The organism is Gordonia insulae (assembly GCF_003855095.1).
Lineage (GTDB): Bacteria > Actinomycetota > Actinomycetes > Mycobacteriales > Mycobacteriaceae > Gordonia > Gordonia insulae.
Genome location: NZ_CP033972.1, coordinates 606,138 through 627,518 on the forward strand (window position 1 = coordinate 606,138; position 21,381 = coordinate 627,518).

The following is a 21,381-nucleotide window of genomic DNA, read 5'->3' on the forward strand; positions in this document are numbered from 1 at the left end:
CCCGGCAGAACGCGGTGGTTCTGCCGGGCCGTATCCCATCCGACCTTTCGCAGGTCAGTCTGCGGTGACCGCCTCCGGCGTATGTCGCCCGGTCTGATCAGGCACGGTGACCAGCGGGTAGACGCCGTTCTCGTCGTGCACCTCGGTGCCGACGACGGGCGGGTTGAACACGCACAGCATCCGCATCTGGGTGTCCGCGGTCACTGTGTGGCGCTCGTGGCCGTTCAGCAGGTACATGGTGCCGGGGGCCAACGGGTAGGTCTCGCCGGTCTCCCGGTCGAGCAGCGTGCCCTCGCCCTCGACGAGCCAGACGGCCTCGACGTGATTGGCGTAGTGGAACTCGTTGACGGAACCGGCGTTGATGGTGGTCTCGTGGAACGAGAATCCGACCCGGTCGCCGCCGAGCACGATGCGCTTGGAGACCCAGTTGCCCTTCGGGTCGGCGACGTCGCGATCTGTTCCGGTGATCTCGGCTGTGGTGCGGACGATCATCCGATCACCTCCTTGACGGAATCGCTCAGGATCGCCAGACCGCGATCCAGATCTTCATGTGAAATGGTCAGCGGCGGAAGCAGTTTCACCACCTCGTCGGAGGGCCCCGACGTCTCGGCGAGAAGTCCGGCCTCGAAGGACTGCGCACAGACCTTGCCGGCGGCGGTGGACTCGTCGAACACCAGACCCTGGACCATGCCGCGACCACGGGTCGAGATGCCCTGGTAGGTCTCACAGAGTTCGCTGAACACCGTGTGGATGCGGTCGCCCTTGGCGTGCACGTCGCGGGTCAGCGCGTCATCGCTCCAGAAGTGATCGATGGTCGAGGTGCCCGTGACGAAGGCGGGGTTGTTGCCGCGGAACGTGCCGTTGTGCTCACCCGGGGTCCAGACGTCGAGCTCCGGCTTGAGCAGTGTCAAGGCCAGCGGCAGTCCGTAACCGCTGATCGACTTGGACAGCGTGACGATGTCCGGCTTGATACCGGCGTCCTCGAACGAGAAGAACTCGCCCGTGCGTCCGCAACCCATCTGCACATCGTCGACGATGAGCAGGATGTCGCGGCGCTCGCACAGATCGGACAGGGCGCGCAGCCACTCCGGGCGTGCGACGTTGACGCCGCCCTCACCCTGGACGGTCTCGACGATGACCGCGGCCGGACGGTTGAGCCCGCTGCCCGAGTCGTCGAGCACGCGCTCGAACCACGCGAAGTCCTCCACGACGCCACCGAAGTAGTTGTCGAACGGCATCGGGGTCGCGTGGACCAGCGGGATACCCGCACCGGCGCGCTTCATCGAGTTGCCGGTCACCGACAGCGAGCCCAGGGTCATGCCGTGGAATGCGTTGGTGAAGCTGATGATCGATGTGCGTCCGGTCACCTTGCGGGCCAGCTTCAGTGCCGCCTCGACGGCATTGGTGCCCGTGGGGCCGGGGAACTGGATCTTGTAGTCCAGGCCGCGCGGTTCGAGGATCTTCTGGGTGAAGGCCTCGATGAACTTGCCCTTGGCAACCGTGGCCATGTCCAGGCCATGGGTGATGCCGTCATCCGAGATGTAGTCCAGGAGAGCGGATTTCATCACCGGATTGTTGTGGCCGTAGTTCAGCGAACCGGCGCCGGCGAAGAAGTCGAGGTACTCGCGACCGGAGGTGTCGGTGAGCCACGAACCGCTGGCGCGGGTGAACACGGTGGGCCAGCTGCGGCAGTAGCTGCGGACCTCGGACTCGTGCTGGGTGAAGACGGAATCGTCGACTGACTGATCGAGAAGTTGCATCGTTACATCCCCCTTTTCTGTTGTGACGATCGAAGGATCGTTCCGACGACGGTGTTACTGTTCGGCCCACGATGACGTGGATGGCCTGGAAACGGATGGGAGTGCCGTCGGATGGTGAAAACTCTTGTGCGAACCAGGGTTCGACGAGCGAACTAGGGTTCGATGAGATCCGGCTCGAGGATGTAGAGATCCTCGGGCTCGTGAGAATCCGGGAATTGCCCCGCGCCGAACAGATCTCGGCGTTCGAAGCGCAGTCCTCGGCGCTGCGCGACGGATTCGAACAAACGCTGCGACGCAACGTTGTCAGGGCTGATGGTGGTGTGCATCGCGACCACACCGGATCGTTGGTTGCGGTCGAAGAGGCGGTGCAGCATCGTGCCGGCGATTCCGTGGCCGCGGACATCGTCGTCGACCGCGACCTGCCACACCATCAGCGTGGAGGGATCGGTCTGGCGACGGTAGCCGGTGACGAAACCGACCGGACGTCCGTCGACTTCGGCGACGATGGACGTGGTCGGGAAATCGTGACACCACAGGACATAGGAATAACTCGAGTTGACGTCGAGAACCTTTGAGTCCGAGGCGATTTCCCAGAGTCGCGCACCATCTTCGACGGTGGGCTGTCGATAGTCGACAGCGATTGCAGTGGTTGGGGCCGTTCTTGTTTGGGACGGGCTCATGACCATTCGAAGTTAACAATGCGTTTCTGTGATGTCATGCTCCCTCGGAAATCGGCCCCCCTGGGCACCGACTATCGCCTGCTCACGGGCGGTAAGTGATACGGGTCACATTGATGTCACCCAGGTCGGAATGGTAGCGGCGCGGCGGTGTTTGTCCGGCAGGTGCCGAGGGGCAGAATGGCCACCGATGACGAGGATAATCGCCGGGGAATTGCGTGGACGTCGATTACGGGTGCCGCCGGAAGGCACCCGCCCGACGTCGGACCGCGTTCGGGAGGCGATCTTCAACATGATCGAGGCGCGCGTGGACCTCGACGGTGCCCATGTACTCGACCTGTACGCGGGGTCGGGTGCCCTGGGCCTCGAGGCGCTGTCGCGGGGCGCGGCGACGGCCGTGTTCGTCGACTCCGGCCGCCGCGCGGTCTCGGTGATCACGGCCAATGTCCGGACATGTGGGGTGGCCGATCGCAGCTCGATCGTCGCGCGACCGGTCGCCACCCACCTGGCGTCGGCGCCCGGGCCGTTCGACCTCGCCTTCCTCGACCCGCCCTACGACATGGACAACTCGGCGATGACGGCCGATCTGTCCGCTCTCGGTGACGGTCGGCTGGCCGACGATGGACTCGTCGTCGTGGAGCGTGCCGTCCGGGCCCCGGAGACGGTGTGGCCGGACGACATGACCGTTCTGGTGCACAAGACCTACGGCGACACGAGAGTGGAGGTGGCGGCACGTGCGTGACGACCTCGGCGAACCGATGCGGATCGGCACCCTCGAGGTGGCGGCACCGATCGTGTGCGCTCCCATGGCCGGCGGCCCGACCACGCCGTCGCTCGTCGCGGCGGTCGGCGAGCACGGCGGCCTGGGCATGCTCGCGGCAGGCTATCTCGCTCCGGACGCGCTGGCGGACCTCGTGGCCGAGGTCGAGACACTCACCACCCGGCCCTACGGCGTGAACATCTTCCTCTCCGGTCAGGATGCGCTCGCGGACGGCGCCGACGCCGGGGCGCTCCGTGACGACGTCGACCGGTACCGCGCAGTCCTGGCCGTCGAGGCGCGACGTCTCGACGTGGAACTCGGTGCGCCGCGATACACCGATGAGCGGGTGGCCGAGAAGGTCGACGTCCTCGCCGCCCACCGGCCGGCGCTTGTCAGCTTCACGTTCGGCGACCCCGGTGCCGCACTCGTCGAGCGTGTCCACCGTGACGTCGGCGCGCCGGTCGCGGTCACCGTGACGTCGCTCCCCGAAGCGCGGGCCGCGGTGGCGTCCGGCGCGGACGCGCTCGTCGTCCAGGGCATCGAGGCCGGTGGACACCGCGGGATCTGGTTCGACGACCCGGGCGATGCCGCCGGCGGTCCGCGGGTGCCGACGGCCGAGCTGGTCCACTCCATCACCGGGGCCGTCGATGTCCCGGTGATCGCGGCCGGCGGGATCGGCGACGGTGCCGCGATCGCCGCGATGATGTCGCTCGGAGCGGTGGGCGCACAGCTCGGCACGGCCTTCCTGTGTTGCGACGAGGCGCGCACGTCCCAGCCGCATCGTCGAGCCCTGCTGGAGCGTTCGTTCCCGGACACGGTGATCACCCGGGCTTTCTCCGGGCGCCCGGCCCGCTCGCTTCGCAACGGGTTCGCGGTGCGGCACCGCGATGGCCCGGCGGCCTATCCGCAGGTGCATCACGTGACGAAGCCGCTGCGGGCGGCGGCCACCGCGGCCGGCGATGCCGACACGATCAACCTGTGGGCCGGAACCGGTTGGCGTTCGGTGACCACCGGCCCGGCGGCCGATCTGATGTCTCGCCTGACCGCGGAGTTGCTCGACCGACCCTGACCGGGCGTCGATGAGCTCGCGTAGATTTCGGCTATGACCTCAGCCGTCTTCCCCGGATCCTTCGACCCGTTCACCGTCGGTCACCGCTACATCGTGGAGCGCGCCGCCGCGCGCTTCGACTCGCTGGTCGTCACCGTGGTGGTCAACCCGAACAAGCACGGACTGTTCGCCGTCGACGAGCGCATCGCGCTCATCCGCGAGGAGTGTGCGGACCTGCCCAACGTCCGGGTCGACCGCTGGACCGGTCTGCTCGTCGACTATCTGCGCAACGAGAACATCGACACCATCGTCAAAGGTCTCCGGTCGGGGACCGACTTCGACTACGAGGTGCCGATGGCGCAGATGAACCGCGACCTCACCGACGTCGAGACCATGTTCCTGCTCACCGACCCGCGCTATGCCCACGTGTCGAGCTCGCTGGTCAAGGAGGTGGCGAAGCTCGGTGGTGACGTCGTGCCGTTCCTGTCGCCGCACATCCACGAGCGCCTGCAGGCGATTCTCGCCGGCGAACGACAGATCTGAGCTCATTCGTCACGACACACCCCTTCCGCCTCACTGATCACAGGCACACCATTCGGCACAATAGTCACAGATGTTTCAGTGGCAGACCGAAGGCAAGCGCCGGATTGGGGTAGCTGTGTACCGGGTTTTTGAAGCGCTCGACGAACTCGTCGCCATCGTCGAGGAAGCGCGAAGCGTCCCGATGACCGCGGGCTGCGTCGTTCCGCGCGGAGACGTCCTCGAACTCCTCGACGACATCAAGGATTCGATTCCGGGTGAACTCGATGATGCGCAGGACGTTCTCGACCAGCGCGATTCGCTCGTCGGCAACGCTCGCGACCATGCGGACAACGTCATCACGAAGGCCGATTCGGAGTCCGAGGCGGTCATCGCCCACGCCCGTGCGGAGGCGGACCGGATCCTCTCCGAGGCGAAGGCGCAGGCCGATCGCATGGTCGACGAGGCGAGTTCGCACGGTCGACAGCTCGTCGACGAGGCGACCGGTGAGGCACACCGCCTGTCGACAAGTGCGGCACGGGAGTTCGAGGCGGTGACCGGGCGCGCCCGCGCCGAGGCGCAGCGAACGATCGACTCCGCCAACAACACCTACGACAAGTCGGTCGCCGACGGTATCGCCGAGCAGCAGCGGCTGGTCTCGGAGGCCGAGGTGGTCGGTGCGGCGAAGTCGGAGGCCGAACGCATCATCGACGCGGCCCATGGCGAGGCCGACCGGCTGCGCGGCGATTGCGACGTCTACGTCGACGAGAAGCTGGCGCAGTTCGAGGAAATCCTCACCGGGACACTGCGTTCGGTGAATCGAGGACGCCACCAGCTGCGCACCGGGGCAGGCATGCACGACTATGTCGAGTACCCGCGCAGCGTCGACGAGCCGCCGGTTCCGCGCAGCGCGGCCAACGGGCGCGAACGGGCCGACGACCAGGGTTCGCCGCTCGCGGTGTGACCGAATCCGCCGACCGTCGGCGACCTCCGGATGGATGTCGTTCGAACAGTCCGCAGGTCGGGCGTATCGTGCAACTGTGGCTGATCATGCAACGAGTCGAGATGTGGCGACCAGCGAGTCCTCGGCAGCGCCCGACCATGACGGGGGTACCGCGCGCGTGACGCCGGATAAGGCGGGCGCCGTGCGCGATCCGTTCGTCCTCGACGTCCGGTCGCTGGGACGCCGCGCCGGCACGATGTCCGAGGTGCACCGCACGGTCGGCGCACCGGAGCGGATCGGTCTCGACATGCTCGCGATCCCACAGGAGTCCGAGGTCGACCTCGACCTGCGCCTGGAGTCGGTGACCGAGGGTGTGTTGGTGACCGGGACCGTGAGCGGCGAGACACAGGGTCAGTGTTCGCGCTGCCTCGAGCCGCTGGACGGGACCGTCACGGTGTTCCTCACCGAACTGTTCGCCTACCCGGACAGTGAGACCGAGCAGACGAGCGAGGCCGAGGACATCCACCGGTTGGTGGACGACCGCATCGATCTCGAGCAGTCGATCATCGACGCGGTTGCGCTCGAACTCCCGATGTCACCCCTGTGCGCGGACGACTGCCCGGGCCTCTGCCCGGAATGCGGTGTCCGGCTGGCCGTCGCCGAACCCGGACATGCGCACGACATCATCGATCCGAGGTGGGCGGCGCTGCGCGACAAGTTCGCCGCGCCCGAGGAAGCCGAACAGGGCGCGCCGCGGGACAAGGCCGGTGACTGAACCGACGTGGCAGAAGGACAAGGCGTGACCGACGGAGCCGTCCCGGATGCGGATGTGCCGACCAGTCCCGGGCAGGAGCGATTCGCGGACCTGCTCGCCGCGCTGCACGCGGAACTGTCGCCCGAACTGCTGACCCTTGCCCTGACGCATCGGTCCTACGCGTACGAGAACGGCAATCTGCCCACCAACGAACGCCTGGAGTTCCTGGGGGACTCGGTACTCGGCGTGATCATCACCGAACGGCTGTACCTGCGTTACCCCGACAAGTCCGAGGGGGAGCTCGCCAAGATCCGCGCGAGCGTCGTCAACATGCACGCGCTGGCCGAAGTCGCCCGCGAACTCGGCGACGGTGGGCTCGGGCGACACCTCTACCTCGGCCGCGGCGAGGAGCTGACCGGCGGCCGGGACAAGGACAGCATCCTTGCCGATGGTCTCGAATCGTTGTTCGGTGCGCTCTATCTGGAGCACGGGCTCGCCGAGTGCAAGACGATCATTCTCGGACTCTTCGACGAGATGATCGGGCGCGCAGGGCATCTCGGCGCAGGTCTCGACTGGAAGACATCCCTTCAGGAGCTGTCCGCGGAAGGCGGATACGGTCCGCCGCATTACCAGATCACCTCGACCGGCCCCGACCACAACAAGGAGTTCACCGCGGTGGCGGTCGTCGCCGGGGAGAGCCTCGGCGAGGGGAGTGGCCGGACCAAGAAAGAGGCCGAGCAGAAGGCGGCCGCGCTGGCGTGGCAGGCGCTGACCGACCGCGCGACGCCGACCGACCGGTAGCCCGACGTGCCGGAGTTGCCCGAGGTCGAGACCGTTCGGCGTGGTCTCGCCGACCATGTCGTCGGACGACGGATCGTCGCCGTCGAGGTCCTGCACCCCCGTGCGGTCCGACGTCACCTCGGTGGCGGTGTGGATCTCGCCGGACGGTTGGCCGGGAAAACGGTGCGCGGGGCGCATCGGCGTGGCAAGTACCTGTGGCTCGACCTCGCCGATGACGTCGAACCGCTCGACAGTCCCGATGCGTTCCCGGTGGTCGTCCACCTCGGGATGAGCGGACAGATGCTGATCACCGACGCCGGGGTGGCCGATCACATCCACCTGCGGGTCCGGGCGATGCTCGACGACGGCAGCGAACTGCGCTTCGTCGATCAGCGGACCTTCGGTGGGTGGCACGTCGACGAGTACGTCGAGCCGATCACCCGCGGCGCACCCCGGCTGCCGGAATCGATCGCGCACATCGCGCCGGATCCGTTCGATCCGGCTTTCGACGCGACCGCGGTGATCACGACCATCAGGTCCCGGCACACCGAGGTCAAACGCGCACTGCTCGACCAGACCGTCATCTCCGGTGTCGGCAACATCTACGCCGATGAAGCGCTGTGGCGCAGTCGGATTCACGGGGGCGGATCACCGATCGGCTCAGCCGGGCGAAGCTGGCCGAACTGATCGCCGCGGTCACCGAGGTGATGGGGGAGGCGCTGGTTGTCGGCGGGACGTCCTTCGACGCGTTGTACGTGAACGTGAACGGACAGTCGGGCTACTTCGAGCGGTCACTGAACGCCTACGGTCGCGAGGGCGAGCCGTGTCGGCGCTGCGGGGCGATCATGCGGCGCGAACAGTTCATGAATCGCAGCTCGTACTATTGCCCCCGTTGTCAACGTCGGGAGCCGGTGCGGAAGCAAACGGCACCCGTTCGCGTTGTCGAAACGGCACCCACCACCGGCGGCACCCGACGAGAAGGATCGAGACACCGACGATGACCATCGACCAGCAGACCGGCGAGACCCCCTCGAACGACACGGCCCGCCCGCACACCGACCTCTGGGTGGAACGCACCGGCACCCGCCGCTACACCGGCAAGAGTTCGCGGGGAGCAGAGGTGCTCGTCGGTTCCGAGGACGTCGACGGCGTGTTCACCCCCGGAGAGCTCCTCAAGATCGCACTGGCCGCCTGCACCGGCATGTCCTCGGATCGTCCGCTGTCGCGACGCCTCGGCGACGACTACGACGCGACCGTCCGCGTGAGCGGCGCGGCCGACCGGGAGAACGAGCGCTACCCGGTGCTCGAGGAGATCCTCGAGGTCGACCTCTCCGAGCTGGACCCGGCCGCCGCCGAGCGCCTGCTCGTGGTCGTCGAGCGGGCGATCGACGCGGTCTGCACCGTCGGGCGGACCATCAAGGCCGGTGCCACGGTGAACCTGGCGATCACGACCGACTGACCGCGATGGCCGACGCTGCGAACGTCCGTCTGACCGCGCACGTGCACGGTCACGTCCAGGGTGTCGGATTCCGATGGTGGACCCGATCGCGTGCCCTCGAACTCGGCCTGGTCGGGTACGCCGCCAATCTCGCCGACGGGCGGGTCCTGGTGGTCGCGGAGGGGACACGTGCGGCGGCCGAGGCGCTGCTGGCCGCGTTGCGCTCTGGCGACACCGCCGGTTCGGTCGACCTCGTCGTCGAGAAGTTCGACCCGGCGCGCGGAGATCTGCGGGGATTCGTCGAGAAATAGTCGCCGACCGAATGCCTCGGTCGGTGTGCTGTGCCGCGTGGGGACGCCGACGGCGCCGCGATGGTGAGTATTCTGTACCGTCGTGCACCTCAAGAGCCTCACCCTGAAGGGCTTCAAGTCGTTTGCGTCGTCCACGACGCTGCGCTTCGAGCCCGGCATCACCTGTGTGGTGGGGCCGAACGGGTCGGGCAAGTCGAACGTCGTCGACGCCCTGACCTGGGTCATGGGCGAGCAGGGCGCCAAGGCGCTGCGCGGCGGCAAGATGGAGGACGTCATCTTCGCCGGCACGTCCGGGCGGCCGCCGCTCGGTCGTGCCGAGGTGACCCTGACCATCGACAACGCCGACGGGGCGCTGCCCATCGAGTACTCCGAGGTCTCCATCACGCGGCGGATGTTCCGCGACGGCGCAGGCGAGTACGAGATCAACGGCAATTCGTGTCGGCTGATGGACGTCCAGGAACTGCTGAGCGACTCCGGCATCGGTCGTGAGATGCACGTCATCGTCGGGCAGGGCCGACTCGCCGCGATCCTCGAGTCGCGGCCCGAGGATCGTCGTTCGTTCATCGAGGAGGCCGCGGGCGTCCTCAAACACCGCAAACGCAAAGAGAAGGCGGTCCGCAAACTCGATGGGATGCAGGCCAATCTGGCCCGACTCACCGACCTGACCGGCGAGCTCCGACGTCAGCTCAAGCCGTTGGGACGGCAGGCCGAGGTGGCTCGCCGCGCGCAGACGGTGCAGGCCGATCTCCGCGATGCGCGACTGCGGCTGGCCGCCGATGATCTGGTGACCAGGCGCGCCGAGATGGCCGAGCACTCGGCCGTCGAGGACGAGGTCCGCTCCCAGCAGGATGAGGTGACCGCGGCTCTCGACACGGTGTCCGCGCAGCTCGCCGAGCACGAACAGCACCTCGCCGAGGTCGTGCCCGCGGCAACGGCCGCCGCACAGACCTGGTTTCGGCTGTCGGCCCTGTCCGAACGCATCGACGCGACCTGCCGCGTCGCGACCGAGCGTGGCCGATATCTGAACGAGCCGACGAGCAGGTCCAGCGGGCCCGATCCCGACGACCTCGAGCGGCAGGCCGAGGACGCCGCGTTGACCGAGGCCGAACTCGGCGGCGCGGTGACGGCGGCGTCGGAGTACCTCGACGCGGCGCAGGCCGAGTTGTCGCGCAATGAGCAGGTCGCGGCGGAGGCCGAGCGGGCACACCTGGCCGCCGTGCGGGCGATCGCCGATCGACGTGAAGGACTGGCCCGCTTGGAAGGGCAGGTCGACAACCTGCGCACCAAGTCGGAGTCGGTTGACGCCGAGACCGCCCGCCTCACCTCGGCCATCGCCGCGGCCAGCGAGCGGGCAGAGGCGGCGCAGACCCAGCAGGACGCCACGGCCGCGACACTCGGCGAGTTCGAGGCTGCCGAACAGGGACTCGACGAGCACCACGAGCGTTCGGTGAACGCCCTCAACCAGGCCAACGAGCGGGTCGCGTCACTCCAGACGGGCCAGCGCGAGGCCGAGCAGCGGATCGCATCGTTGACCGCCCGGATCGAGGCGCTAGCGGTCGGGCTGGAACGCAACGACGGCGGCGCGTGGCTCCTCGACAACGCGCCCGACGGACTGCTGGCGCCGATGTCGGAGATGCTCACCGTGGAGTCCGGCTTCGAGACGGCGATCGCCGGCGCTCTGGGACCCGCGGCGGATGCGATCGCCACGGTCGACGCCCTCGCGGCGGTCCGGGCGCTCGACGCCCTGAAATCGGGCGACGGTGGCCGCGCCGCGCTGATCCTCGGGGGGCTGCCCGACGCCGCGGTCCGCGACGACATCGTGTTGCCGGATGGTGCACGCTGGGCGGCATCGGTGGTGCAGTGCCCGGCGTCGGTGCGCGGCGCCGTCGACCTCGTGCTCGCCGACACCGTCCTGGTCGACACCCCGCGACAAGGACTCGACATCGCTCAGCGGCATCGGGTCCGGACGGTCACCCGCGAGGGCGACCGGATCGGTCCCGCATCGATCGAGGGCGGGTCGTCGCATCGCCCGTCGGCGCTCGAGGTGCAGTCCGCGATCGACTCGGCGACAAGCGAACTCGCCGCCGCTCGACGACGGGCGGAGGAGATCGAGGCCGCGCTCGACGGCGCACTCGCCGAACAGCGCGATCGCCGGGAATCCGCGGAGGAGGCGCTGGCCGCACTGCACGAGTCCGACGCCAACGTCGGCGGGACCTACGAGCAGATGGCGCGCCTCGGCCACGAGATCCGGGCCGCACGCGCCGAGGGCGAACGTCTCACCCGGCAGCGCGACCGGGCTGAGGAAGGTCGCGCCGACATGCTGGCGAAACTGCACGAACTCGAGGACCGTCTGCGCTACGCCAACGACGAGTCCGAGGTCCCGTCGGAACAGATCGGTGACGACGTCCCCCGGGAAGCGGCGGCCGAGGCGGTCGCCGCCGCGCGGGCCGCGGAGATGGAGGCGCGGCTGTCGCTGCGCACCGCGGAGGAACGTCTCGCGTCCGTCCGTGGACGCGCGGACTCGCTGCGCCGGGCCGCCCAGCGCGAGCGCGAAGCACGGGTCAGGGCCGAGCAGCAGGATCGGGCGCGACGTCGTGCGGCGGCTGTCGCGTCCGCCGTCGCCGACGCGGGAGCCGAGGTCTCCCGACGACTGTCGCTCGCCGTGCAGTCCGCCCAGGCGGGCCGTGACGAACTCGAACAGGTGCGTATCGAGCGCAGTGCGGCGCTCGATGAGCTGAAGAACCAATCAGCCGAACTGACCATCAGACTCAACTCACTGCGTGACACCGTTCACCGCGACGAGCTCGCGCGGACCCAGGCGGCGCTTCGCATCGAGCAACTCGAGGAACAGATCCTGGAGACCTTCGCGATCGCGCCGGACGACCTGGTCGCGGAGTACGGCCCGGACGTGCCGATGCCGCCGTCGGCACTCGAGATCCAGGAGTACGAGCAGGCCAAGGAACGCGGTGAGAACGTCGTCGCGCCGGCGGCGCTCCCGTACGACCGGGCGACGCAGGAGACCCGCGCGAAGAAGGCGCAGAAGGATCTCAACACCCTCGGCAAGGTCAACCCGCTCGCCCTCGAGGAGTTCGCCGCGCTCGAGGAGCGCTACAACTTCCTGTCAGCGCAACTCGAGGATGTCAAGGCTGCTCGCCGCGACCTGCTGTCCGTGGTGGACGAGGTGGATGCCCGCATCCTGCAGGTGTTCACCGAGGCCTACGCCGACGTCGAACGCGAGTTCGCGACCGTGTTCACGACGCTCTTCCCCGGCGGGGAGGGGCGTCTGGTGCTGACCGACCCCAGCGACATGCTCACCACGGGTATCGAGGTCGAGGCACGCCCACCGGGCAAGAAGGTCAAGCGCCTGTCGCTGCTGTCCGGCGGGGAGAAGTCCCTGACCGCGGTGGCCATGCTGGTCGCGATCTTCCGGGCGAGGCCGTCACCGTTCTACGTGATGGACGAGGTCGAGGCCGCCCTCGACGACACCAACCTGCGGCGACTCATCGCCCTGTTCGAGCAACTGAGGGAACGCTCGCAACTCATCGTGATCACACACCAGAAGCCGACCATGCAGGTCGCCGACGCCCTGTACGGCGTCAGCATGCGGGGCGACGGCATCACCACGGTGATCTCGCAGCGCTTGCGTGGTGTGGACATCCCGGTCACCGGGGACACCCGGGCGAGCGAGGCGACGGGACATGTGACCGCCGACCCGACCTGACCGACCATGCACTGAACAGGGTGCGACGAGCGATCGGACACGATCGGTCGCACCCGACAACCGATAGGGGTACTCGGAGTGAACACCGGACTCATCATCGGCATCGTCGTCGCCGTGATCGTGCTCATCGCACTGATCGTGCTCGGCGTGATGCTGTCCCGACGACGCCGGATCTCGTTGTCCGACGACTCGGGAGATCAGGGACCGATCGACGGGACGACCCGGCAGGTCGACAAATCGGGCGGTTACCGGGCGGGGTCGGGGTTCAGTTTCAGCCAGGGCGCGAGCGCCGGTGGCGTCGGGCTCGCGGAGCCGCCGGAACCGGTGGTGCGGCCGGGAGGCCCGGACCAGAAGGTCCCGGACACCGGGTTCGAGCGCACCGAGGTCGACGGCCAGCCGGGCGTCGGCGACGATGCGGCGGTACCGCGTGACTCGGCGCAGCGCGGTATCCGGAACGTCTCCTTGCCCGACGAGCCCGGCGGTGGCACCGGGACGCTGACCGACCCCGATGACGTCGTCGAGGCCCCGGCTCCCGATGACGTCGTCGAGGCGCCCGCGACGGAAACCGTCGTCGAGCCCGCGCCCCGACCGGAAACGGTCGCCGAACCCGAACCGGTCGTGGAACCCGAACCGGTCGTCGAACCCGAACCGGTCGTCGAGACCGAGCCGGTGGAGGTGGCCGCGCCCGCACGCGAGGAGATCGCGCCGACGGCGGGCCGGCTCGGACGGCTGCGCGGGCGACTGTCGCGCTCGCAGGGGGCCATCGGCAAGAGCATGCTCGGCCTGCTCGGCGCGGGCGACCTCGACGAGGAGAGCTGGGAGGAGATCGAGGACACGCTCTTGATGGCCGATCTGGGCACGGCGTCCACGATGGCCGTCGTCGAGCGACTGCGGAGTGAACTCGCGACCAGCAACGTGCGGACCGCGGACGATGCGCGCGCCCTGCTCCGTCGCGTGCTCGTCGCGCAACTGCGCCCCGATCTCGACCGGGCGGTGCACGCCCTACCGCATGCCGGCCGGCCCGCCGTGATCCTCGTCGTCGGCGTCAACGGGACCGGCAAGACCACGACGACCGGAAAGCTCGCGCGCGTACTGGTCGCCGACGGCCGCCGGGTTCTGCTCGGTGCCGCCGACACGTTCCGTGCCGCAGCCGCGGACCAGCTGCAGACCTGGGGTGAGCGGGTCGGTGCGGCTGTGGTGCGTGGCAAGGAACAGGCCGATCCCGCGTCGGTCGCGTTCGATGCGGTCGCCAAGGGCATCGACACGGGTGTCGATGTCGTGATGATCGACACCGCGGGCCGGCTGCACACCAAGACCGGTCTGATGGACGAGCTGGGCAAGGTCAAGCGTGTCGTGGAGAAGAAGGCGCCCGTGGACGAGGTCCTGTTGGTGCTCGACGCGACGGTCGGGCAGAACGGCCTCACCCAGGCGCGGGTGTTCGCCGAGGTCGTCGACATCACCGGTGTGGTGCTGACCAAACTCGACGGTACGGCCAAGGGCGGCATCGTCTTCCACGTCCAGGAGGAACTCGGCGTGCCGGTCAAACTGGTCGGACTCGGGGAGGGCGCGGACGACCTCGCCCCGTTCGAGCCGGAGGCCTTCGTCGACGCCCTGCTCTGACGTCCCGCTCTGACGTACGCGCCGCCGCGCGGAGACGAGCGGGACGGCGGTGTGAGCGACGCGCGTGGGCGGTCACTTCGCACTGCGCTGGGCGGAAACCTTGCCGCATCTCGTGGCCGCCATAACGTCGACGGTCATGAACATCCGGAAGTCGCCTGCCCCGTTCCACATCGGCGTGTCGATCTCCGACGGCGAGCTGGCTGCACTGTCGGGTCCGGAGATCGCCGGGCTCGCCCGGCGGCTCGACGGTGTCGTCGACTACTGGCTCATCGGTGCCGATCGGGGCGCACCTCACGCGGGGGAATCTCACGCGGGGGAATCTCACGCGGGGGAATCTCACGCAGGTGAATCCGGGCCGGCAACGGTCGACCCCACCGTCGTCGCCACGTTCGCGGCTCGACACACCACCGACCTCGGTTACGTGGTGGCGGCCGCGGCGCACCGCGATCACCCCTACAACCTGGCCCGACGGCTGCTCTCCCTCGATCACGCGACCGGTGGGCGCGCCGGGTGGTTCGCCGCCGACGCAGACACCGCCGTCGCCCTGGGGACCGACGCCGACGCCTGGACGTCGAGTCCGCTCGGTGCGGAGCACACGGCGGCCGCGATCGACGCGGTCCGCACCCTGTGGCGCGCATGGCCACTGGCCTCCGTCGTCGCGGATGTGAACACCGGTGTCTTCGTCGACACCGACCTCGTCCGGGCGGCCGACATCGCCGGACACTTCGCGATCGCGGGACCGCTGCCGCTGCCGGGCTCCATCCAGCACGACCTCCCGGTCTTCGGCCGCCGGCCCGGCGCCGGCGGCACCCGGCCCGACATTCTGGTGATCGATCAGCCGGGGTCGGTGGAGCGCGTCGAGACGGAACGGAGTCCGATCTCGCGGGTGGTGGAGCTGTCGGAGACGGCATTCCGCGCCGACCCGATCCCCGGCGGGTTCGACGGCGCGATCGTGACCACGTCGCTGTCGGACCTCGACGACCTGCTCCGGTCGATCCGCAGTCGACGGCCCGGACGTGACGCGTCTGCGGATGACCGGACCCTGCGTGCGCGGCTGGGGGTCGCAGCGGCCACACTCCCGGATCCGGGTCGCAACCGTCGCGTGTTCGCGTCCGTCCGCACCGCCGAGACCGTCTGAGGAGAGTCATGACCCGCCCCGACCGACGAGGTCTGATCATCAACGTGAACGTGCTCAACGTCGGCATCCACGCCGCGGCCTGGCAGCGCACGACCGAGTCGTCGACGGCATTCGTCGATCCGGACTACTACGTTCGTCAGGCGCAGATCGCCGAGCGCGGGACTCTCGATGCGGTGTTCCTCGCCGACGGCCCGGCGTTGCGGGAGAACCCGGCGATCAAACCCTCGCAGGCGCTGGACCCCGGCATCATCCTCGGATCCGTCGCGGCGGGTACCGAGCGCCTGGGCATCATCGGCACGTTCTCCACGACCTTCAACGAACCCGTGGAACTCGCGCATCGGCTCCTGAGTCTCGATCGGCTCTCCGGCGGGCGGTTCGCCTGGAACATCGTCACCACATACTCGGCATCGGCGGGAGCGAACTTCGGTCTCGCGGATCTGCCGGATCGCGAAACGCGGTATCGGCGGGCCGGCGAGTTCGTCGACCTCGTACGTGCGCTGTGGCGAAGCGCGTCGACAGCGGGAGTTCCCGGCCCTGCGGTGGCACACGAAGGTGAGTTCTTCTCCGCCCATGGGCGGCTCGGGCAGGAGCGCTCCGCCCAGGGTGAACCCCTGCTCGTGCAGGCGGGCGGCTCGCCGCAGGGCCGGGACCTGGCCGGTGCGGTCGCCGACGCGGTGTTCACGGCGGAGCTGGATCTCGGCGCCGCGATCGACCATCACCGGTACGTGTCCGGGGCCGCCGTCCGCAGCGGCCGTGCACCGGATGCCGTCAAGATCCTGCCCGGCCTGATCACGACCATCGGCAGCTCCCACGCCGAAGCGGAGCGCCGCGCCGCCGAGCAGGACGCCCTGCTGCCCGAGGGTTTTGCCGCACAACGCCTCTCGCAGGTCATCGGTGAGGACCTCGCGCGTTACGACCTGCACGAACCATTCCCGCGGCACCTGCTGGAGCCGGTCGCCGATCCGGCACGATTCGGCGCCTCGCTGGGCTTCCGTGAGTCCATCGTGCGGGTGATCCTTGCGCGCGACCTCACCGTGGGCGAGGCTGTCCGTGCGTTCAGCGGCTCCGGTCACCGCGTGGTCGTCGGTACCCCGGAGGACGTCGCCGACACGATCGAGCACTGGTATCTGGCGGGCGCCGCAGATGGTGTGAACCTGATGCCCGACGTCTTCCCGGACGGGCTGGAGATCTTTGTCGACGAAGTGGTGCCACTGCTGCGTGAGCGAGGGATCTTCCGGTACGACTACACCGAATCGACACTGCGCGAGAGATACACGCGTAACCCCTCGAACGCGCCGTCGGGGCGCAGGGGAGTCGCCTAGAGTACCCGGGAACGCGCAGGCGTTACATGGCGGAAATATAATCCGTCCACTGGTTCACATTCCCGAAACGTCAGAGCACCACAGATGAAACCGAGTGCCGACAGTCTCTTTGCAGGCGCCGAGCCGTCGGCGCACTCTAGGGAGGTTTCTACAGTGGTTTTGGCACTGCCAGACGATGCTTTCGCAGTACCAGATGCCGGCAACACAGCTTGGATGCTCGCCAGCGCGTCTATGGTCCTGCTGATGACGCCGGCACTCGCCTTCTTCTACGGGGGGTTGGCGCGGGGCAAATCGGTTCTGAACATGATGATGATGTCCTTCGGCTCGATCGCGACCGTCAGTGTCGTGTACGTGTTGTGGGGCTTCTCGATGGCCTTCGGGAACGGCATCACGGGTGACGACGACATCTGGGGCGTCTTCTCGAATCCGTTCGCGCTCTTCGGTTCCAATCAATTGATGGAGACCAAGGAGATCACCGAGAACGGCGAGGCGGTGGAGCAGGTCGTGACGGGTGGTCTCACCATCCCGTCCACGGTGTTCCTGGCCTTCCAGCTGACGTTCGCGGTCATCACCGTCGCGCTGATCTCGGGCGCGCTGGCCGAGCGCGTGAAGTTCTCGACCTGGTTGGTGTTCTCGGTCATCTGGGCCACCATCGTGTACTTCCCGCTCTCGCACATGGTCTGGGGCGGCGGCATCATGTCGGGCTCCGAGAACGGCTTCGCGGCTTGGATGTTCGGCACCACCGACGGAGCGGCCACTGTTCCTCCGATCGACTTCGCCGGCGGCACCGTGGTTCACATCAACGCAGGTATGGCTGCGCTGGTCCTCGCGCTCATCGTCGGCGCCCGTGCGGGCTTCGGCAAGACCGCGTACCGGCCGCACAACATCCCGTTCGTCATGCTCGGCGCCGCTCTGCTGTGGTTCGGCTGGTTCGGCTTCAACGCCGGTTCGGAACTCGCCGCCGACATGGTCGCCGGCAAGGTGTGGATCAACACGACGGCCGCCACCGCGGCAGCGATGATCGGCTGGCTCGCCGTGGAATGGGTGCGCGACAAGCACGCGACGAGCGTCGGTGCCGCATCGGGCATCGTGGCCGGCCTGGTCGCCATCACCCCGGCGTGTGGCGCGCTGACCCCGGTCGGTTCGTTGATCCTCGGCGTGATCGCGGGCATCCTGTCGGCCCTGGCCATCGGACTGAAGAACAAGTTCGGCTACGACGACTCGCTCGACGTCGTGGGTGTTCACCTGGTCTCGGGCCTCTGGGGCACCGTCGCGATCGGTCTGCTGGCCGAGGAGACCGGTCTGTTCTACGGCCACGACTACAAGCAGCTGGTGGTGCAGATCGTGATCGCCCTGTTCGCCCTGGTGTTCACCGGTGTACTCACCCTGGTCATCGCACTGATCCTCAAGCCGCTGGGCTGGAAGATCAGCCAGGAGGACGAGCACAACGGCATCGATGAGGCCGAACATGCAGAAACGGCCTACGAACTGGCATGAATCCCTACGCTTTCGCAACTACGCTGATTCCTGTGGAGAGGGATAACTGATGAAGCTGATCACCGCAATCGTGAAACCGTTCACGCTTGAGGACGTCAAGGCCGGACTGGAGCAGGCCGGAATCCTGGGCATGACCGTGAGCGAGGTCCAGGGTTACGGACGCCAGAAGGGTCACACCGAGGTCTATCGCGGCGCCGAGTACTCGGTGGACTTCGTACCGAAGGTCCGGGTCGAGGTCGTCGTCGATGATGCCGCCGTGGACAAGGTCGTCGACGTCATCGTCGAGGCCGCGCGCACCGGCAAGATCGGTGACGGAAAGGTGTGGGTGTCCCCGGTCGAATCGGTCGTGCGCGTCCGCACCGGTGAGCGCGGCGCCGACGCGCTGTAAACCGGGCCCGTGCCCTTTCTCAACCAATCACACGGCCCCGCGTCTGATGATTCAGGCGCGGGGCCGCGTCCTTCACGTCTGGACCCCGAAACGCCTGTGGCCGCAACCGATCTCGTCGCAACACGCCGACAGCTCCTGGAATCCGGGAAGAGTGGCAAGCTCGACGCCGCCGGACTCCGGCAGGTGCTCGTCGACCTCCACGAGTTCTGGCTGACCAGTAAGGGAGCCGAACTCGGCATCCGCCCGGACAGCGGGTTCGCGATCGTCGCGGTCGGCGGACTCGGCCGCGGCGAACTCCTGCCCTTCTCGGATCTCGATCTCATCCTGTTGCACGACGACATGCCGCCCGATCGGATCTCCGAGGTGGCCGACGGACTCTGGTACCCATTGTGGGACGCCAATATTCCGCTCGATCACAGTGTGCGGACCGTGCCGCAGGCCTTGCAGGTGGCCGGTGAGGACGTCAGTGCGGCACTGGGATTGCTCGAGGCGCGCCACATCGCCGGCGACGAGGACCTGTCCACGTTGCTGATCGGCGGTGTCCGCCAACAGTGGCGCACCGAGATCCGGGATCGGTTCCCGGAGGTGGTCGCCCATGCTCAGGACCGCTGGCGTCGCGCCGGGGACATCGCCCATCGCGCCGAGCCCGATCTGAAGAACGGTCGGGGCGGCCTGCGCGACGTGCAGCTGCTCGGGGCGTTGGCCATCGCCCAACTGACCGACGGCATGGCGAGTCTGCGGCCGGATTCCCCCGGGGCGGGGCCGCAGGTCGCCTATGGCCGGCTGCTCGACATCCGCACCGAACTGCACCGGATCGCCGGGCGGCCCCGCGAACAGGTCCGCGCGCAGGATGCCGATGAGATCGGCGCCGCACTGCGGATCGGTGACCGGTTCGACCTCGCGCGGGTGATCAGCGATTCGGCCCGTACGGTCAGCTATTCCATCGATGTGGGTCTGCGGACCGCGGGCAATGCCTTGCCGCGCCGTGGCCTGGCCAAGTTGCGCCGCTCGCCGATCCGCCGTCCCCTCGACGAGGGCGTCGTCGAGCACAACGGCGAGATCGTCCTGGCGCGCAACGCCATTCCGAGCAAGGACCCCGGCCTCATCCTGCGGGTCGCGTCCGCGTCGGCGCGCACCGGCCTGCCGATCAGTGCGTCCACGCTGAGCCGCCTCGCCGACTATGCACCCGAGCTGCGGGAGCCGTGGCCGGCCGAGGCGCTCAGCGACCTACTGGTGTTGCTCGGTTCCGGGCACCACATGGTCGATCCGATCGAGGCCCTCGATCGCACCGGCCTCTGGGGTCGGCTGCTGCCCGAGTGGGGAGCGGTCCGCGACCTCCCGCCGCGCGATGCGATCCACACGTGGACGGTGGATCGGCATCTGGTGGAGACCGCCGCCCACGCCGGATCGATGACCACACGGGTCTCGCGGCCCGACCTGCTGGTCCTCGGCGCCCTGATCCACGACCTGGGCAAGGGGCGCGGGGCCGACCACAGCATCGTCGGCGCCGAGCTGGCGATCCAGGTCGGCAACCGGTTCGGATTGTGGCCGCAGGACGTGTCGCTGCTGTCGGAGATGGTGCGACACCATCTGCTGCTGCCGACCGTCGCGACACGACGCGACCTCGACGACCCGGCGACGGCCGAACTCGTCGCGCAGACACTGGGCCACAACCGGGTGCTGCTCGAGCTGCTGGCCACCCTGGCCGAGGCGGATTCACTGGCCACCGGACCCGGAGTGTGGGGTGAGTGGAAGGCCTCGCTCATCAACGATCTGGTGCGCCGCGCCCTGCGGCTGATCGACGGTGGCGAACTCGCCCGGCCCGAACCGCTGTCGCCCGAGCAGATCGCGCTCGCGGAATCGGGTGCGTTCTCGGTCGCGATCACGCCCACCGACGGCCCGCACACCTTCCGGGTGACCATGGTCGCGCCGGACCGGCCGGGGCTGTTGTCGAAGATGGCCGGCGTCCTCGCTCTCAACGGGCTCAGGTCTCATTCGGCGACCGTGCAGTGCCACGCGGACAGCGCGGTGAACAGCTTCGTCGTCGTCCCGCTCTTCGGTAGCCCGCCGGAGGCCGGTCTGATGCGTCAGCAGCTCATGGCGGCGGTCGAGGGCAAGATCGACGTGCTGGCCCGGCTCGATGCTCGTGAGGCCGAATCGCCGATCCCGACCATCGGCTCCATCTCGACGGCGCCCGGCGCGGTGGCCGGGACCGGGGCGTCGGCGGGCAGTACCGACCCGGCCGTCGACGGTGCGGGCCATCCGAAGAACGCCGTACCGGCACTGTTCGCGGTCGCTCCGCCGCGGGTGATCTGGGTCGACCTGGAATCGCACGCCGCGGCCGACGATGCGGGCGAGGCCGGGGACGTCCTGATGGAATTGCGCACCGACGACCGGATCGGGCTGCTGAGCCGGGTCAGCGCGGTGATCGAACGTCATGGCGCGTTGGTCCGATGGGCCAAGGTCGCCACGCTGGGAGGCACTGTCGTGGACACCTTCTGCCTGCAGATGGCCGACGACACCCCGGCAGCACGCACCGCCCTCGCCGACGACGTCATCGCCGTCTGCCCGCCGCCGCAGCCACGGGCCGACCCCGACGGTGACGGTCCGCAGGCGTCGGGTGGGACGTCGCGCTCCGGGGTACCCATCAGCTGATCGAGGCCGGTCGACGGGCCGGGGGCCGGACTCCGGCCGCGAGCATGGAA

18 protein-coding genes and 1 pseudogene are annotated in these 21,381 nt (G+C 68.4%); 16 read left to right on the forward strand and 3 right to left on the reverse strand.

Annotated features, from left to right (window positions below; all coding sequences use genetic code 11):
* Window positions 1–54: 54 nt before the first annotated feature.
* The 3 genes from D7316_RS02820 to ectA all read right to left on the reverse strand — a co-directional run bounded on the left by D7316_RS02820 (window position 55) and on the right by ectA (window position 2,440).
* Window positions 55–492 (reverse strand): ectoine synthase, encoded by a 438-nt coding sequence (locus D7316_RS02820; protein ID WP_124706950.1) that lies wholly within the window; start codon window positions 490–492, stop codon window positions 55–57.
* A complete protein-coding gene (ectB, locus tag D7316_RS02825; protein WP_124706951.1) occupies window positions 489–1,760 on the reverse strand; it encodes a diaminobutyrate--2-oxoglutarate transaminase in 1,272 nt (423 codons plus the stop codon). The genes D7316_RS02820 and ectB overlap by 4 nt, the downstream gene beginning before the upstream one ends.
* Before the next feature lie 152 nt (window positions 1,761–1,912).
* Window positions 1,913–2,440: a diaminobutyrate acetyltransferase gene (gene ectA / locus D7316_RS02830; RefSeq protein ID WP_124706952.1), complete on the reverse strand. Its 528-nt coding sequence runs from the start codon at window positions 2,438–2,440 to the stop codon at window positions 1,913–1,915.
* A 187-nt stretch (window positions 2,441–2,627) separates the two neighbouring features.
* On the opposite strand from ectA, the gene rsmD reads away from it, so the two are divergent.
* The 16 genes and pseudogenes from rsmD (at window position 2,628) to D7316_RS02910 (ending at window position 21,331) form a co-directional block, all read left to right on the forward strand.
* Window positions 2,628–3,179: a 16S rRNA (guanine(966)-N(2))-methyltransferase RsmD gene (gene rsmD / locus D7316_RS02835; RefSeq protein WP_124706953.1), complete on the forward strand. Its 552-nt coding sequence runs from the start codon at window positions 2,628–2,630 to the stop codon at window positions 3,177–3,179.
* Window positions 3,172–4,266, forward strand: a complete 1,095-nt coding sequence (locus D7316_RS02840) for a nitronate monooxygenase (RefSeq protein WP_232016735.1) — start codon at window positions 3,172–3,174, stop codon at window positions 4,264–4,266. The genes rsmD and D7316_RS02840 overlap by 8 nt, the downstream gene beginning before the upstream one ends.
* Before the next feature lie 33 nt (window positions 4,267–4,299).
* The gene (gene coaD / locus D7316_RS02845) at window positions 4,300–4,788 is read left to right on the forward strand and encodes a pantetheine-phosphate adenylyltransferase (protein ID WP_124706954.1); all 489 of its coding nucleotides are present in this window, start codon (window positions 4,300–4,302) and stop codon (window positions 4,786–4,788) included.
* A 115-nt stretch (window positions 4,789–4,903) separates the two neighbouring features.
* Window positions 4,904–5,728 (forward strand): DivIVA domain-containing protein, encoded by an 825-nt coding sequence (locus tag D7316_RS02850; protein WP_197718171.1) that lies wholly within the window; start codon window positions 4,904–4,906, stop codon window positions 5,726–5,728.
* 76 nt (window positions 5,729–5,804) lie between these two features.
* Window positions 5,805–6,482 (forward strand): YceD family protein, encoded by a 678-nt coding sequence (locus D7316_RS02855; protein WP_124706956.1) that lies wholly within the window; start codon window positions 5,805–5,807, stop codon window positions 6,480–6,482.
* A 54-nt stretch (window positions 6,483–6,536) separates the two neighbouring features.
* Window positions 6,537–7,262: a ribonuclease III gene (rnc, locus tag D7316_RS02860; RefSeq protein ID WP_124711062.1), complete on the forward strand. Its 726-nt coding sequence runs from the start codon at window positions 6,537–6,539 to the stop codon at window positions 7,260–7,262.
* Window positions 7,263–7,268: 6 nt separating this feature from the next.
* Window positions 7,269–8,242, forward strand: a pseudogene (gene mutM / locus D7316_RS02865) (bifunctional DNA-formamidopyrimidine glycosylase/DNA-(apurinic or apyrimidinic site) lyase).
* Window positions 8,239–8,700, forward strand: coding sequence for an OsmC family protein (locus tag D7316_RS02870; RefSeq protein WP_124706957.1), 462 nt, complete (start codon window positions 8,239–8,241; stop codon window positions 8,698–8,700). The pseudogene mutM and the gene D7316_RS02870 overlap by 4 nt, the downstream one beginning before the upstream one ends.
* A gap of 5 nt (window positions 8,701–8,705) precedes the next feature.
* Window positions 8,706–8,990 (forward strand): acylphosphatase, encoded by a 285-nt coding sequence (locus tag D7316_RS02875; protein ID WP_124706958.1) that lies wholly within the window; start codon window positions 8,706–8,708, stop codon window positions 8,988–8,990.
* Between the two features lie 82 nt (window positions 8,991–9,072).
* The gene (gene smc / locus D7316_RS02880; RefSeq protein ID WP_124706959.1) at window positions 9,073–12,711 is read left to right on the forward strand and encodes a chromosome segregation protein SMC; all 3,639 of its coding nucleotides are present in this window, start codon (window positions 9,073–9,075) and stop codon (window positions 12,709–12,711) included.
* A 78-nt stretch (window positions 12,712–12,789) separates the two neighbouring features.
* Window positions 12,790–14,331, forward strand: a complete 1,542-nt coding sequence (gene ftsY / locus D7316_RS02885; RefSeq protein ID WP_124706960.1) for a signal recognition particle-docking protein FtsY — start codon at window positions 12,790–12,792, stop codon at window positions 14,329–14,331.
* 136 nt (window positions 14,332–14,467) lie between these two features.
* Window positions 14,468–15,469: an LLM class oxidoreductase gene (locus tag D7316_RS02890; RefSeq protein WP_124706961.1), complete on the forward strand. Its 1,002-nt coding sequence runs from the start codon at window positions 14,468–14,470 to the stop codon at window positions 15,467–15,469.
* An 8-nt stretch (window positions 15,470–15,477) separates the two neighbouring features.
* Window positions 15,478–16,791: an LLM class flavin-dependent oxidoreductase gene (locus tag D7316_RS02895; RefSeq protein WP_124706962.1), complete on the forward strand. Its 1,314-nt coding sequence runs from the start codon at window positions 15,478–15,480 to the stop codon at window positions 16,789–16,791.
* A 153-nt stretch (window positions 16,792–16,944) separates the two neighbouring features.
* Window positions 16,945–18,288: an ammonium transporter gene (locus D7316_RS02900; RefSeq protein WP_124706963.1), complete on the forward strand. Its 1,344-nt coding sequence runs from the start codon at window positions 16,945–16,947 to the stop codon at window positions 18,286–18,288.
* A 49-nt stretch (window positions 18,289–18,337) separates the two neighbouring features.
* Window positions 18,338–18,676: a P-II family nitrogen regulator gene (locus D7316_RS02905; RefSeq protein WP_005176661.1), complete on the forward strand. Its 339-nt coding sequence runs from the start codon at window positions 18,338–18,340 to the stop codon at window positions 18,674–18,676.
* A gap of 9 nt (window positions 18,677–18,685) precedes the next feature.
* Window positions 18,686–21,331 carry a [protein-PII] uridylyltransferase gene (locus D7316_RS02910; RefSeq protein WP_124706964.1) on the forward strand — a complete coding sequence of 882 codons (2,646 nt, stop codon included), beginning with the start codon at window positions 18,686–18,688 and terminating at the stop codon, window positions 21,329–21,331.
* Window positions 21,332–21,381: the final 50 nt, after the last annotated feature.